Below are 14,971 nucleotides of genomic sequence, written 5' to 3' on the forward strand. Positions count from 1 at the left end.
TTGAACCGTAATGAACAGAGACGAGGTCTATATTCAAACGACGGTAATGGAACTGATCCGCAAAAATGCAGCCTCACCCTCAACGGAATTAACAGAGCCGGTCCAGGCGGCAGATTTGAACAGAAGCTTAACTGAATGGGGAGTAAATTCTTTTCGGGCGTTGTATCTGCTGTACGATTTGGAGGAAGCCTTCCGGGTACAGATACCGGATAATTACCTTACTCCAGAGACTTTTGAGTCTCCCTTGACGATTATCAACTGTCTTAATGCATTAATCCAAGACGGTGCTGTTTCCTGATGGCATTATATTCGATCCCAAGAATCGGGAGGATGAAGGATGACCAGCGCATTATCTTATTGGGAGGCTTTGCTGCAAGCGGAGCGAATGCACAGACGCCTCCCTCCTATCCATGCTGATTCCGACGTAGCTGATATCCCCTTGAGCGGCGCTCAGCGGAGATTATGGTTTTTGCATCAATTGGACCCTGCTGATTCCGCTTACAACATGACCATACAATACCGTTTGAGAGGCAGCCTGAATACTGAACTCCTAATTGGAAGTCTGGGTATTTTGAAAGACAGACACCGGATTTTAGACACTGTGTTTTACGAAAAAGACGGTGAGCCCTATCAAAAGACGGTTCCGCGGCCGGCAGCCATAAGAATTGAGCGGTTGGACAGTTCTGAAGCGGATCTGGAGACACTGGCACTTGAATGGGTAGCGGCGGAGACTAACAAACCATTTAATTTAAATGGAGGCCCTGTATTTGAGGCGGCATTGGGCCAGGTGAGTCAAACGGAGCATTTGCTGGTATTTCGTTTTCATCACATCATCGCGGATGCATTGTCTTTGGATATTTTTATAAATGAATTCGCGGAAATTTACAATGCACTGGAAAATAGCAGGTTGGCAAGTTTGCCGGAATTGCCGGTACAATATTCTGCTTATGCAGTATGGGAACAGAGATATGTTGCAAACGCCGGCAATTCAACTCTAATGGATTATTGGAGCAACAAGCTGGCTTCAGCGGATACGCGGCTTGATTTAAATCTTGCGGCAGCGGCTGAGACTGCCGGGCCGACCGAATTGGAATGCGATTACAGAGCGGATATGCCGCTGGATATCTATAATGAAATGTTGGATTTTATATCACTCCACCCTGAATTCACAGTTTATAACATAATGCTGTCAGCTTACCGGATTCTATTGTTTAGATATACCGGCCAATCTAACCTGATTATAGGGTCGACGATGGCTAACCGTAACCGTCTGGAGTTAAGGCACCTTATCGGCTTTTTTGCCAATACTTTGCCGCTCACAACCAACGTAGAGATACAGGATAGCTTCCTTCAAGTATTGAACAAAGAGAAACAAACAATTAATGAGGCAATAGCTTATCAACATGTCTCGTTCGATAAGCTGGTCAGCATTATGCATCTGGACCGCACTCCCGGGGAAAATCCGCTGTTTCAAACGATGTTTACTTATGTGCAGAGCGGCGCAGCAAATGTGGAGCTGTCAAAACTATCAGCAGAAGCTTTAAAGGCAGGAAAAAACTCCTCAGCATTTAATCTGACAGTCGGGCTCAATGATACTGGAAGCGGCGTACAGGTATTTTATGAATATAGCAACGATAAGTGGAACGAAGCTTTATTGTGGCAATTCAATCGCCATTACATGAACATTCTACGACAGCTGCTGCGGCGGCCGGAGGCTGCGATACACAGCCACATGTTTTTAACAGAGGAAGAGATCCATCAGGTGATCTACGAATGGAACGATACGGGTACGAATTTCGGCCGTCTGGATAGCAGAAGATTAGTCAGCCAGATTAAGGAACAAGCTGCGAAGCATGGCCAACTTCAGGCAGTGTCCATTGGCAGAGAGAAGAGCTTGAGTTATAGAGAGCTTGATTTGGCTTCTGATGCGCTTGCTGTGAGACTGGAGCAACTAGGGATTAGACGCAATAGCATTGTTGGTCTAGGTATGGAGAGGTCTTTTGAACTGGTGATCTCCATTCTGGCGGTGCTCAAATGCGGTGGGTCATTTATGCCGCTTGATCCCCAGCTGCCCCTCAAACGTTTAAACCATATGATTTGGGAATCCTCGTGTGCACTAATAATTACCCAAGAACAATATGCCAATTTGTTTGCCGGGATGCATGATGTGGTTGTTTCTGGTATTTCCTCGTATCCGCCTGACATTAGCTATGAGCTCGTACGCAATGAGTCTGCAGAACCCAGCGATTTAGCCTATGTGATCTATACATCGGGTTCGACAGGAACCCCGAAGGGCGCAATGAACAGTTACGGGGGATTATGCAACCGGCTCTGTTGGATGCAGCAGCAGTTCGGCCTGGATGAAACCGATAAGGTACTGCAGAAAACACCACTCACTTTTGATGTGGCGGTATGGGAACTACTGTGGCCGCTTCTGCATGGTGCGGAACTGGTGTTGGCCCGCCCGGAAAAGCAGCATGATCCCGAGTATATCGGCAATATAATTGTCGAGCGGCAAATTACGACGATTCATTTTGTCCCGGCCATTCTTAAGCTTTTTATAGACTCCTATCGTGTAGAACGCTGTATTTCACTTAAGAATGTCATTTGTAGTGGAGAAGAACTGAGCACCGCGTTACGTGATTCCTTTTTTTCTAAATCCGGCGCACATTTGTTCAACTTGTATGGACCCGCTGAGGCCGCCATTGATGTGACTTGGTGGGATTGCGCGGAGAAAAAAGATCATCTCTCAAGTGTGCCTATCGGCAAGCCAATATCTAATCTACAAATCTACATCTTGGATACAAATTTACTGCCTGTTCCTGTCGGAGTTTATGGTGAGATATGTATTGGGGGAATAGGGGTAGGCCTGGGATACATCGGAAACGAGGAGCTGACCTCCCGCTGTTTTGTTCCAAATCCTTATTCCAAAAATCCATCTGAATGCCTGTACCGCACAGGCGATTTGGGCAAGTTTCTCGATAATGGCACGATTATTTACGGGGGAAGAACAGATCACCAAATTAAGCTTAACGGTGCGCGAATTGAGTTAGGTGAAATTGAGGCCGTTTTCCGCGGGTACAGCCGCATTAAGGAGTTTCTTGTCCATCCGCAGAAGTTAAATGACGGAGGTCAGATTTTGATTGGCTATTATGTAAGCGATGAAGAAGTGGCCGCTGCTGAGCTGCGGAGTTACGCGGGAGCCTATTTGCCGACTTATATGATTCCCGGCATTTTTATGCAACTTGAGCAGTTTCCGTTGAACCGAAATGGCAAGATTAACCGTCATGCCCTCCCTATGCCTGATCCAGGAGCGAAGGCGGCTGGCGCCGTTCAACTTCCTAAAAATGAGCTTCAAGCAGCGATAGTGTCCATCTGGCAAGAGCTGTTGGGGCTGGAAGACCGTCCAATTGGCATATCTGAGAATTTTTTTGATCTGGGCGGACACTCGTTATTGGCTCTGAAGCTGGTTAGTGCTGTCAACAAAAAATTCAATGCCAGTGTAACTATTATGGAGTTGTATCTGGGGGAGTTCACCATTTCGAGAATGGCGGACTTGCTGACTGAACCATCGGTTGCCGCAGCCAAGGGACAGCTCACAAAGTCGGTGTTAGCCCAACTAGGGATGTCATTGGAAGAGATTTTACAGGTAGGCGAAGGAGTGTTAAGGCAGAAATAAGTCATGGGTGGGAGGATATGATGAGCCAACTACAACAGCAGGTAGAGGGTTTGCTGCGTCAATTTGTGAAACCTGAAGTTTCCTTGGCGTCCGAAAGTACATTCACGGATTTAGAAATGGACTCGCTTACTTACATTAAGTTTATCGTTGCTGTAGAGCAAATGCTGCACTTGGATTTTGATCCATATTTATTAGTACCGGATCATTTCCATACAGTCGGAGACTTAACAGCATACCTCTGGAGTAAGGCGGACGAAGGGCGTGCTGGAGATGCCTAAACTGCCAATTAAGTATCCTGTGGTAAACAGTAGTATGAATAGCTCTCATCTACTCAGTGTAGCAGGAGTTTGCTCCAGAAGTATGGATTGGCTGCATAATCACTATATGCATTTATACCTCGGTGAAGATCTGGACGTGATGGATCTTGAATTTGTGTCGCCCGAGCAGATGTTGGGACATTTTCCCTACTTGGAGATGAAGACAATCCAACTTGGTTCCGAACATAATGCTGTGCAACAGATTGTGGATTGTCTGGAAGAAAAGGAATATGTCGAAATAAGCCTGGATGAGTTTTATTTAGAAGGTAAGCATTACTTTAACAAGGATCATTTTGAAAGGAAATTTATTATATACGGTTACGAGGAACTCCATCATACCTTTAGTATTGCCGGCTCGGACTATGATAATGTTTTTGAGTTTCATGAACTTCCGGTCAATCAGCTTATACAATCCCTGCACGGCCAATCATTGCAGCAGTTATCGATTCGTTCTGTCCGGATAAATGATACAGGTGAAGTTCCTTTTAAGCTGCTTTCGTTGACCACAGCTTTTGAGGACTATTACTATTCGCGCCAGCCAAGGGCCGGAATAACAGTAACGGAAGCTATTGAAGGTTCCTATTGGGGAATGCAAGTGTATGGAGCAATGTTAGTCTATTTAGAAAGATTGGCCCGCAGTGAAACTTTCTATTGTGTCCGTCCGTTTCATTTGCTTTGGGAGCATAAAAAGTGCATGGTTAGCAGACTTCAATACTTGTCGCAGCACGGCTATGACCTATCTAATTTTATTAGCAGAGGTTACGAGGATATATACGAAACTACTTTAATTCTAAGAAACATATTGGTGAAATATCATCTTGAGCCTAACCTTAATCTGCTGCGGATTGCTGCCCGCACTGTAGAAAATATCGCGGAGCATGAGCAAACTTTATTGACAGCGCTTTTGAAAGAGCTAGGAGCTGGAACAAGCAGAATAGAAGCAAAGGAGGTTTCCTCGTGATACCCGAAAAATGTGAAGTAATTATTATTGGTTCTGGGGCAGTGGGGGCATGCACAGCCTACTATTTAGCCCAAAAAGGGATAACTGACGTGGTAGTGCTTGAAAAAGGCGAAAGTTTGGGTGGGGCAACCACATCGATCTGCGCAGGCGGGATGCGAAGCCAGTTTACAACAGAAATTAATATTGAGTTGTCCAAGTTAAGTTTCCGGTTACTAGAGGAACTCGATCCGTTTAATCTCGTTAAGGAGGAAATGGATCGATGCGGATATATGTTTATTTTCACGGAACAGGATAATCTTAACGAATTTTACGATGCCATGCTGCTGCAGCAAAGGTTGGGAGTACAGACGGAATGGATGGAGCCTGAGCAGGTTCAAAAGAAGCTGCCAATGCTTGTTTTGGAGGACGTTGTCGGTGCAACTTACAACAAACAGGATGGATTGGTCGATCCCAATAAGATTACCAGCACGTATATTCGTCTGTCCAGGGACCTTGGTGTCAGATATTATACTGGAGTTGCTGTAACAGACATTATTACTGACGGTAACGCGGTACAACAGGTTGTCACGTCCAAAGGAACGATCACTTCGCGAATTGTTGTAAATGCTACGGGTCCCTGGTCTAAATTAGTGGCAGCTAAAGCAGGAATTGAGCTGCCGGTAACACCTTGCCATCAGCAGTTGTTAGTCACAGATGTGCTTCCATGGCTGCCTGCCGATTTTCCCGTTGTTGTATTTCCCAGGGAGGGTTTAGGGTTTCATAAGGAGACAGGTGGACTGTTGACGGGCCTTAATAAGTCCTCTGCGGCAGGGATAATCGGAGATCCGGATGATAACTACTCGGATCCGGAATGGGAAATTACACATCTGGAGGCAGCTCTCCGGCGGCTTCCTCGTCTTCAGGATGCAACCGTTAAATCCTGCTGGGGAGGTTATTATGACGATACGCCTGACTCCCATCCGGTACTGGGTGCAGATAGCACCATTCAAGGATTTTACCATGCATCTGGGTTTAGCGGGCATGGTTTTATGCATAGTCCCGCTGCAGGACTCCTAATTAGTGAAGAAATAGCTAAAGGTTCGGCACAAACATTGGACATATCGCCTTTGCGTTTAAATCGCTGGCTAAGTGCGGCAGACAATAAAATCTATGAATATTACAAGATATAGAAGCACAGGAGGTTTATTTAAATGGAGAACACAAAAAGCCAAATGCTCAAGCTGATAGACAATATGCTGACCGCAAATGTGCTTCAGCGGACCGATCTCAAAAGGTTTACCGCAAATCTCGACCATTCACCGGATGATCCGGAAATGCTGAGATTGGAACTTGAATCTTGGTATCGCGGGATGGGTGTAGAGCAGATTATCGGCAGAAAATTTGAGCTGTCTCCGTGTCCTTTTACAAGAGATGAGGTTTGCTCAGCCAGAGAAAACGGAGAGATTATATTGTGCATTCCAAAGGGCATCACGCGGGAACAGATTGGTGAGCTTACAAGAATCTCCAGCTGGGCGTTAAAAGACCCGTTGGTGACGGCTGCTACGGAGCAGGAAGATTGCTGGATGCGGACCTCGGCTTCGCTGTCTCCTTCGTTTATGAAACAAACAGGGATTGAGGTTGCACATTTAGCTGAAGACAAAGGGGAACTCAATTTTAGTTTGGAAAGATATCTTCTCTTTGTTTCGAGAGTAAGATTTCTGACTGGGAGTACTCCCGATTCGGAATACTGGATTTGGTTGCCCAGGGGAAGGTATGACCGTTCGGGCATGTTAATTGCCGGTTTTGACCGGAATGGCCGTTTTAATGCTCATGGCTGGATGCCCCAATTCTCAGCAAGTTTTTTGGGTGCCAGATTTGGAACACCTCCTGGTTCTGCGGCTAAAGCTCAATCTTCTATCCGCTCTGCTTCAGACCTTAGTTTCAGTAAAATTTAATAATGGAGGGCGAAAACAATGGCAGATCGTCATAGTAAAAGAGTAGCCTGTATCATTCCTCCGTTTTATCGGCTTATTGAGTCAAAAAATAATAGAATCAGTCCTGCTATGCATTACATAGCAGAGATATTATATCGCAGAGGGCATGCAGTCACGTTAATAAATGGCGATTATGCCCCGGATGATCATGATTATACGGAAAGGTATAGTATGACCATGAACAGCTGGCTTATGCAGGAGCGCTGCATCCGGGGGCATGAAAGCTTTGACCGGGTAATAAACGAGCTGGAGAGCTTCCAACCTGAATATGTGTTTATTGGTGTAGGTGATGTTCTGATGCCTACCGTCGAGCTTGGAAGTACACAGTCCTGTGCATACCTGGCAAAAGAGATAAAAAAAAGATGGGGGGATGCGGTTACCTGCATTGGTTATGGACATTTGCTCAAGCATGCCAAGCCGAAGGACATGGAAGATTTGAATGCCGTCATTGTTGGGGAAGGCGAGGATCTTGCGATTTCGGTAGTAGAGGAGGGTGCAAGAGGTGCGCTGCCCGTGAAATGGGTTCAGCAATTAAATGATCTTCCTATTCTGACAGATTCTTATCTAGCACAGAAGAGTAATCCGGAAGATTGGGACTACATTATGTCTATGCGTGGATGTCCCAAACGCTGCACTTTTTGTTATCAGCCTTCGCTGCGGGGCAGCAATGTCTCCTTTATGTCTCCCGAACGTTTTGTAAGCGAAATCCGTTACCGCATTGAACATCTGCATGTATTTGGATTCTACTTCTCAGATATGATTTTTTTGCCGGGTCTGGGCAAACGCACCTCAGAAATGCTTAGATTATTGATTGAACTTAAAGAAGAATACCCGGCATTTCACTGGTGGGCTGAAGCGCGAGTTGACATCTGTGTGAGGCAAAATATCCTTGATCAGATGAAGCAGTCGGGTTGTGTGCATTTGAAGTTTGGTGTAGAAATGGCCAACCAGAAAATGTTAGACACGGTGAGGAAAGGCATCCGTTTAGATGAAGTCAAGGAAGCGTTCCGGATGGCAGCAAAGGCGGGAATCAAACGGACAGCCTATATTTTGCTCGGGTGCCCAGGGTTCACTGATCAGGATTATAAAGAGATGTTACCTTTTTTTAAAGCCTTGGAAGCAGATAATTATGTGATAAATATTAATGTTCCCTATGTTGGTACACAACTATATGAGCAGGTAAAGGAACAGCTTTTCGACTTTGGGATTTATAAAGATGGTGAAGAAAGCTACATGCACACTTCCTTGGTTATGCAAGAATTTTGGGGGATTTCTGATGAAACGCGAGATTGTTTTTTTGCGCTTCAAGGTGAAAAAGATGATGCCAAAGTAAGGAATTATAAGAGGAAGATAGTCGAAAAGGAGTCATTTATAGAAAATAATGTGCTGACTTTTCAGGAGTAGAGTGAATGAATTACAGCAACGGAGAGATTGTGGAGCAGGGCACGTTCGCTGAGTTGATGTCCCGCCGCCAGTTTTTCTATAACCTGTACAACGTATATAAGCCGGAGCCGGCGGAAGCTGTTGTAGTGACAGCGTAAGGAACTCCCCCAATGGGGAGTTTTTTTTGTGCGATATTAAGGGGCGGATGAACAGGTGGTTTGTGCTTATGCCTGTGCTTCTGCCTGTACTTGTGCTTATGCCTGTGCTTCTGCCTGTACTTGTGCTTATGCCTGTGCTTATGCCTTTGCCTGTGCCTGCGCCTGTGCTTGTGCCTATGCCTGCTGAAAAATGTATCGTAGGTCACTGGTGCAGATAATAAACAGGAATATAATTCATGAAACAAGCGTTTTTGGCGGCAAAGGGGAGGGAGCATCATGCACGCACTGGAAATGAGACGGGTCCGTAAGGCGTATTCGACGGGCTCGAAGCAGAGCACCATAGCCCTAAACAATGTCGATATTCTTCTGAAGGAAAATGAATTTGTTGGGATTATGGGAACCTCGGGCAGTGGAAAAACGACACTATTAAACGTAGCGTCAGGCATCGACAGATGTGAGGAAGGAGATATTTATATTTCCGGCCGGAATATCTGCGAGATGAGTACAAATGAACGCGCTTTGTTTCGCAGAAACCATATCGGCATGGTCTTTCAAGACTTTAATCTGCTGAACTGCTTAACGGTGAAGGAAAATATAATGGTCCCTTTGATTCTTAACAACGATGCGGAAAAACTGGAGAACAACGCTGTGGAACAGCTGGCGCAAAAGATGGGTATTGACTCGGTTCTGGACAGTTACCCGTATGAAATATCAGGCGGGCAGCAGCAAAGAGCCGCATTATGCCGGGCTGTGATTAATGAGCCCAAGCTGTTATTGGCTGATGAGCCCACAGGCAATTTGGATTCACGCTCCTCTGAAAATGTGCTGGCTTATCTGGAGTTCATTCACAGGGAACATAAGGCGGGGATTTTAATGGTTACGCATGACCCTTTTTCCGCGCAACATTGCGAAAGGGTGATTTTTCTTCAGGACGGGGCGGTGAAGGGGGAAATCCGCAGGCAGGGTGACAAAAGGACGTTTATGAATGAAATTCTGGACGTTCTGCAGCAAGGAAAGGGGGAGACGGGGGATGACCTTTCGGATGATCGCCTTTAAGATGTTCAGGGCCAATATCCGGCAGTACCGGCTGTTCATCGTGTGCAATCTTGTCTCCGTTGCAGTTTTGTACAGCTTTATCTCGATAGCGGTTAATAAACAATTTAAAGACCCAACCGTTGTAAATCCCATGATCTCCAGTAACATTTTTGCTCCAACGATGCTGGTCGTTCTCTTCACCTGCTTGTTTATTCCTTTCACTCAAAACGTTTTTAGGAAAATGAGGTCACATGACTACGGCATTCTGCTAACCCTTGGAATGACGGAACGCGAGATGAGAAAGTATGTCCTGCTGGAGAATATAGCGTTATGCCTTCTGTTTTTGTTGAGCGGGCTGGGGGCGGGGACGCTGCTGTCCTTTCTCTTTTGGGGCGTGATCCATTATGGAATCGGCATCCAGGGCCTTCCCCTTTCCATTTCGTTTGCAGCCTATCAAATGACTGCGATATATGTTGTGGGGATTTATGCGCTCTTTTTTTTGGTCAACCTGCTGGGAAGTGTTAGAAGCACAATTCTTGAGAGAATAAAGTTTACAGAGAGGGCAGAGAGCGGACGCTCCTCCAGGCTTTGGTTGTCTGCAGCCGGCTTAGGCCTCACCGCTGTCTCTTTCGGTCTGATGATTTGGTTCTACGCTGGCCACGACAATGTCTGGTTGCTCAGCTTGTTATTGTGTGCCGCGGACTCCTTGTTAATCTTGTTTAACGCAGAAGCGTGGATCAATAACTATAAGCAAAAAAGGCCCCAGTCCTACATCAAGCATTTGTTCCTGTTTTCGGATATCACCTATAATTACCACAAAAACAGGATGACGTTGTTTGTCACCACCTGGATTTTTTTCGGGATTCTCTTTTTTGTCATGTTCAGCTTCGTTACCTATCCGAGTTTGAAACATAATGCCTTCGTGTATCATCCTTATCACATGGCGTTTGCTGAGGTCAAAGGCAGCTTTCACCCTTTGGGAGACCATGAAGTGCAGCGGATTACAGAGGAACATGACAATTCCATTCTGCAGACGGACCGCGTGGAATTTTTACGAAACAATGTTTATACAGTATTTAATGTTGAGGATATCAATACCTTATTGGCGAAAAACTACAGTATTCAGCCCGGTTCCTTTATCCATGTGTATCCCTATGATCCCAATGACGGCTATGACCGTCCTTTGGGCCCGGGGCCCTCCGTTCTTCAGATGGATTCGAGTGCGGGCGCAAGGACTTTTGCTTTGCAGGACAACGTGATGGACCCTTTATTTGGACAAGTGAACACCATTTCAGGCGATATTCTTGTGGTGCGGCCGGAGGATTTTGATTGGATTGCAGCCTATGGCAAGGATTATAAAATCCAAGGAACGCTGCATTTGTATAACTTTGCGGATTGGCGTCATTCGGAAGGGATCGTTAATGTGATTTCAGCCAGGCTGGCTGAGAGAAACGGAGTTCAAACAGAAAACGGCTTTTACCATGTGAGTTCGCGCATAGAGGCTTACCGGACCGCGCAGCAGAGCTCCGATTTCCTGATGTTTACGATTCTTTATGTAGGCCTGCTGCTGTACTTTTCCGCGATTACCATGGTTCATTTCAAACTAAAAATGGAATCCCGGGAGGATGCAAAAAAATACCGCGCCTTATTCCGTATCGGCCTGCTAGAGAAGGAAATGCAAACAATGGTCCGGCAAAAAATACGGGTGATGTTTTCGATCCCAGTTGGATACGCTGGATTGATGGCGTTAGCCTACAGTTATTTCCTCCACCATACGTATGGATACGGTACAATTAGCATTGGTTTTGCGCTGCTGACTGTATTGGCGTTTGGGGCGCTGCATTTCTTTGTCTACCGCTGTTATGTGCCGGTTTGCTGCAAGCAATGCATGGCAGACCAAACGGTCTTACGGTAGACACTTTGCCTTCCAAGATGCTGGAAGCCGCCACATCCGGCCGCTCCGTTACCTGGCCTCGGATGACCTATTGTCCTGCGCATTGGCTTTCGGTTGAAAATGCAAAAGAGACCTGCGTTACGGCAGGTCTCTTTTGCATATAAACAGCTTAAATCCGGGAAAGCGTCCGGACATGTTGATTCAGGACTTTGGTCAATGTCTCAAGTTTTACGGGCTTGCTGATATAGTCATCCATCCCTGCCGCCAAACATTTTTCGCGGTCGCCTTTCAGCGCATTCGCGGTAACCGCGATAATACGCGGATGTTTTGCGGACGACAGTTTTTCCTTGATTTCCCGCGTCGCATCCATGCCGTTGATCACCGGCATATGGATATCCATAAAGATAACATCATAATTGTCTTGGACCGCCGCCTTGATCGCAGCTTCGCCATTCATGGCGACCGTAACTTGATGTCCGATTCTTTCGAGCATTTTCTTCAGTACAAGCGTATTGATCGGATTATCTTCGGCAATCAAAATTTTTGCCGAACCGGCTGCTATGGTATCATTCTCCGTTTTATGCACGTCATTTGCCGTTTTTTCGTGCAAGCGGATGGTGAAGTGGAAGGACGAGCCGTTTTCCCCGGTGCTTTCGGCATGGATATCCCCGCCCATCAGCTCCACGATTCTTTTACTGATGGCAAGCCCCAACCCCGTTCCTTCGTGTCTCCGCATCATAAAGCTGTCAATTTGCGAAAACGGTTCGAAAATCTCCTCCAGCCTGTCCGGCGGAATTCCGATCCCCGTATCGGTGATGGTAAACTCCAACAGCTGCTCTTCCTTTGCTTTTTTCACTTCGACCGAGATGTTTCCTGTTTCCGTGAATTTGACCGCATTGCTGAGCAGATTCATCAGCACCTGCTTCAGACGGTCGGCATCGGCGTAAATGTAATCGGGAACGTCATGATGGATCGTATAGGATAACCCCAGTTTCTTCTCATCAGCCTTTGCTGACAGAACGGACAAACTGTCTTTGATACAGTGGCGCAAATCGAAGGTAGTTTCACTGAGTTCGCTTTTTCCCGCTTCAATTTTAGAGATATCGAGAATGTCGTTAATGATGGCAAGGAGCGTATCCCCGCTTCTTCTAATAATCTCCACATAATCCCTGTGCTCATCGCTAAGCTGGGCATCCAGCAGCAGTTCAGTCATTCCGATAATCCCGTTCATCGGCGTTCGGATTTCATGGCTCATCATCGCCAAAAATTCACTTTTGGCTTTATTGGTCGCTTCGGCAGCCTCTTTGGCAAGCACCAGCCTTTTTTGCTCGGAAATATCTTTGCAGATCAGATAGAAGCCGATGTTCTGGTTATTCACAAAAATCGGAGCGATGCTTGTGAGCACTTCAACGCTGTTGCCGTCTTTGCCCACAAGGATATCAATCTCCTGCTCAATGGTACTGTCGTGAAGCGCATCCGCTAAAATGCGGTCAACATTAGGCTGTCCGATCAGGTTGCCAAGATCCATGCCGATTAGCTCGGACTCAATTTCGTAGCCCGTAAGTTTTTCGGCCATCGCGTTTCCGTTGATAATCCTTCCTTTTAAATCGAACGATAAAACCGCATCATGGTTATATTTCTTAAGTGACGTATAGCGTTCGACGGTTTCCTGCAGCCGCAGCTCAGATTCCTTTTGCTTGGAGATGTCGATAACTTGAGCGATATAATAAAGCGGCTTTAAGTTCTCGTCCCGGAATAAACGGACGGACAAAAGCGTCCAAATGCACATGCCGTCTTTTCGCAGGTAGCGTTGTTCCAGTTGGATTTCGAGCTCAGTGTCGCCCATCAATCTCTTTAGATCATCTATAGATTTAACTGATTCGTCAGGATGGGAGAAGCTGCCGAATTGTCTGCCGTCAAATTCTTCTTTGGTGTAACCGAAGATTCGTTCCATAGCGGGGTTGACGGTCAGGATCAAGCCGTCGGGAGAAAAAAGAGCAATCCCAAAGGAGGCATATTGGAATACCTGACCGTTAAACGAGTTTTGGTCTAAGTTTACGCGATGCATAATCAACCTCCAGTGCTGTTCAGTGTATGTTTTTAATGATGTATGAAGCGGATTTATAGGGCCGGATACCTAAGATACATAAGATTAGATACATAAAGCAAATTATATTAACCCCAAGTGCGTATGTTGAAACACTGGTAAGATCGGTGTACTGACGGGAATTTTTGGGTGGCGAAAAGGGACTTCAGCTTGCTGTAGGCGACTCCGTACAGTACACTTTCTCTAAGCAGCTAACTGCTTGTCTTAATGCAAAGCATACTTCGATTAACGAGGAGGAGCTAACCCATGAATTTGGAGATGGTCATGCAGGAGCTGGAAGCGCTCGGCAAAGAAAGGACCAAAAAAATATACCTCTCAAACGGTGCGCGTGAGCCGCTGTTTGGTGTCGCTACCGGTGCAATGAAACCGATTTTCAGAAAAATCAAAATCAATCAGCCCCTGGCCGAAGAGCTGTACGCGACAGGTAACTACGACGCCATGTATTTTGCGGGCATTATTGCCGACCCGAATGGGATGACAGAAGCAGACTATGACAGGTGGATGGATGCGGCTTACTTCTATATGCTGTCCGATTATGTAGTAGCTGTAACTTTGGCGGAAGCGGATATTGCGCAGCAGGTCGCCGATAAGTGGATTGCCAGCGGAGAAGAATTGCGGATGTCCGGCGGCTGGAGCTGCTACTGCTGGCTGCTGGGGAGCCGTCCGGATCGGGAGTTTGCCGAAGACAAAATTGCCGGGATGCTGAACAAGGTGGAGAATACGATTCACGATGCGCCGGAGCGTACCCGGTATTCCATGAATAACTTTTTGTATACTGTGGCGGTGTCTTATCAGCCTCTGCATGACCAGGCGGTGGAGACCGCGCGCAGAGTGGGACCGGTAGAAGTAGGGCGGGCGCAGGCCAAAAGCAAACTCATTAACGCTTATGACAACATTCAAAAGGCCGTCGGCAAAGGGCAGCTTGGATTTAAGCGCAAGCATGTGCGATGCTGAGAGGAAAGCCGTGTTCCTGCAGATGAGGACAGAGATGAGGTTGAAGACCGAGATATTGAGCCTGTGCGTTTCTGCTTCTATATAAAGGTGCGATTCTAATTATTGAATGAGGTGCTATATACTCGGTTTGAAGTGGAAAAGCAAATTCGGATACGCTGGCGGAAGTATAGCGGTGTGCAGCTGAATGGCTGAACAGATGAACATCCGAGTATCTGGCCACCCGGAAACCCGTAGACCCGGAGACCCGGATATGCGAACATCCGAACATCCGAGCATCCGAGCATCCGAGCATCCGAACGCAGGTATTGCTCCTGTGGTAAAGATTACTGGTTGAAACCAAAGCTCATACGGGTTATATTATTAATCCGGCCAAGAAATACGAAAGGCTGGGAGCGATCTGGTAAAATGTACAGGTTGCATAAGTAGTAAATAACGTGATATATTATTACTCCGGCCCGGTCGATGAATATAAAGTTGACTAGCTGGAAAAACTTACAACTTGCGTTACGT

General features: G+C 46.4%; 12 protein-coding genes. 11 read left to right on the forward strand and 1 reads right to left on the reverse strand.

All coding sequences use genetic code 11. The features are described 5' to 3' along the window. Nucleotides 1-10 precede the first annotated feature (10 nt). From ACE6ED_RS14795 to ACE6ED_RS14840, 10 genes are all read left to right on the forward strand, one after another. Nucleotides 11-298 (forward strand): acyl carrier protein, encoded by a 288-nt coding sequence (locus ACE6ED_RS14795; RefSeq protein ID WP_410827955.1) that lies wholly within the window; start codon nt 11-13, stop codon nt 296-298. Between the two features lie 39 nt (nt 299-337). After that, nucleotides 338-3,679: a non-ribosomal peptide synthetase gene (locus tag ACE6ED_RS14800; RefSeq protein WP_410827956.1), complete on the forward strand. Its 3,342-nt coding sequence runs from the start codon at nt 338-340 to the stop codon at nt 3,677-3,679. A gap of 17 nt (nt 3,680-3,696) precedes the next feature. Further along, entirely contained in the window at nt 3,697-3,957 is a 261-nt protein-coding gene (locus ACE6ED_RS14805) for a phosphopantetheine-binding protein (RefSeq protein WP_410827957.1), read from the forward strand. An 82-nt stretch (nt 3,958-4,039) separates the two neighbouring features. Further along, entirely contained in the window at nt 4,040-4,957 is a 918-nt protein-coding gene (locus tag ACE6ED_RS14810) for a hypothetical protein (protein ID WP_410827958.1), read from the forward strand. Further along, a complete protein-coding gene (locus ACE6ED_RS14815; protein WP_410827959.1) occupies nt 4,954-6,126 on the forward strand; it encodes an NAD(P)/FAD-dependent oxidoreductase in 1,173 nt (390 codons plus the stop codon). Before ACE6ED_RS14810 ends, ACE6ED_RS14815 begins: the two co-directional genes overlap by 4 nt. Before the next feature lie 21 nt (nt 6,127-6,147). Then, nucleotides 6,148-6,891: a hypothetical protein gene (locus tag ACE6ED_RS14820; RefSeq protein WP_410827960.1), complete on the forward strand. Its 744-nt coding sequence runs from the start codon at nt 6,148-6,150 to the stop codon at nt 6,889-6,891. 18 nt (nt 6,892-6,909) lie between these two features. Further along, on the forward strand, nt 6,910-8,334 hold the full coding sequence (locus tag ACE6ED_RS14825) for a B12-binding domain-containing radical SAM protein (protein ID WP_410827961.1): 1,425 nt from the start codon (nt 6,910-6,912) through the stop codon (nt 8,332-8,334). Between the two features lie 5 nt (nt 8,335-8,339). Then, the gene (locus ACE6ED_RS14830; RefSeq protein WP_410827962.1) at nt 8,340-8,471 is read left to right on the forward strand and encodes a hypothetical protein; all 132 of its coding nucleotides are present in this window, start codon (nt 8,340-8,342) and stop codon (nt 8,469-8,471) included. Nucleotides 8,472-8,747: 276 nt separating this feature from the next. After that, nucleotides 8,748-9,527: an ABC transporter ATP-binding protein gene (locus ACE6ED_RS14835; RefSeq protein ID WP_410827963.1), complete on the forward strand. Its 780-nt coding sequence runs from the start codon at nt 8,748-8,750 to the stop codon at nt 9,525-9,527. After that, complete coding sequence (locus ACE6ED_RS14840; RefSeq protein WP_410827964.1) at nt 9,502-11,421, forward strand: FtsX-like permease family protein; 1,920 nt, start codon at nt 9,502-9,504, stop codon at nt 11,419-11,421. Before ACE6ED_RS14835 ends, ACE6ED_RS14840 begins: the two co-directional genes overlap by 26 nt. A gap of 148 nt (nt 11,422-11,569) precedes the next feature. Here the strand turns inward: ACE6ED_RS14840 and ACE6ED_RS14845 are convergent, their stop codons facing one another. Next, the gene (locus tag ACE6ED_RS14845) at nt 11,570-13,468 is read right to left on the reverse strand and encodes a PAS domain S-box protein (protein ID WP_410827965.1); all 1,899 of its coding nucleotides are present in this window, start codon (nt 13,466-13,468) and stop codon (nt 11,570-11,572) included. A 285-nt stretch (nt 13,469-13,753) separates the two neighbouring features. Between ACE6ED_RS14845 and ACE6ED_RS14850 the strand changes: the two genes are divergently transcribed. After that, on the forward strand, nt 13,754-14,461 hold the full coding sequence (locus ACE6ED_RS14850) for a DNA alkylation repair protein (RefSeq protein ID WP_410827966.1): 708 nt from the start codon (nt 13,754-13,756) through the stop codon (nt 14,459-14,461). Nucleotides 14,462-14,971: the final 510 nt, after the last annotated feature.

It is taken from the genome of Paenibacillus nanchangensis (assembly GCF_046543445.1).
Classification (GTDB): Bacteria; Bacillota; Bacilli; order Paenibacillales; family Paenibacillaceae; genus Paenibacillus_AQ; species Paenibacillus_AQ nanchangensis.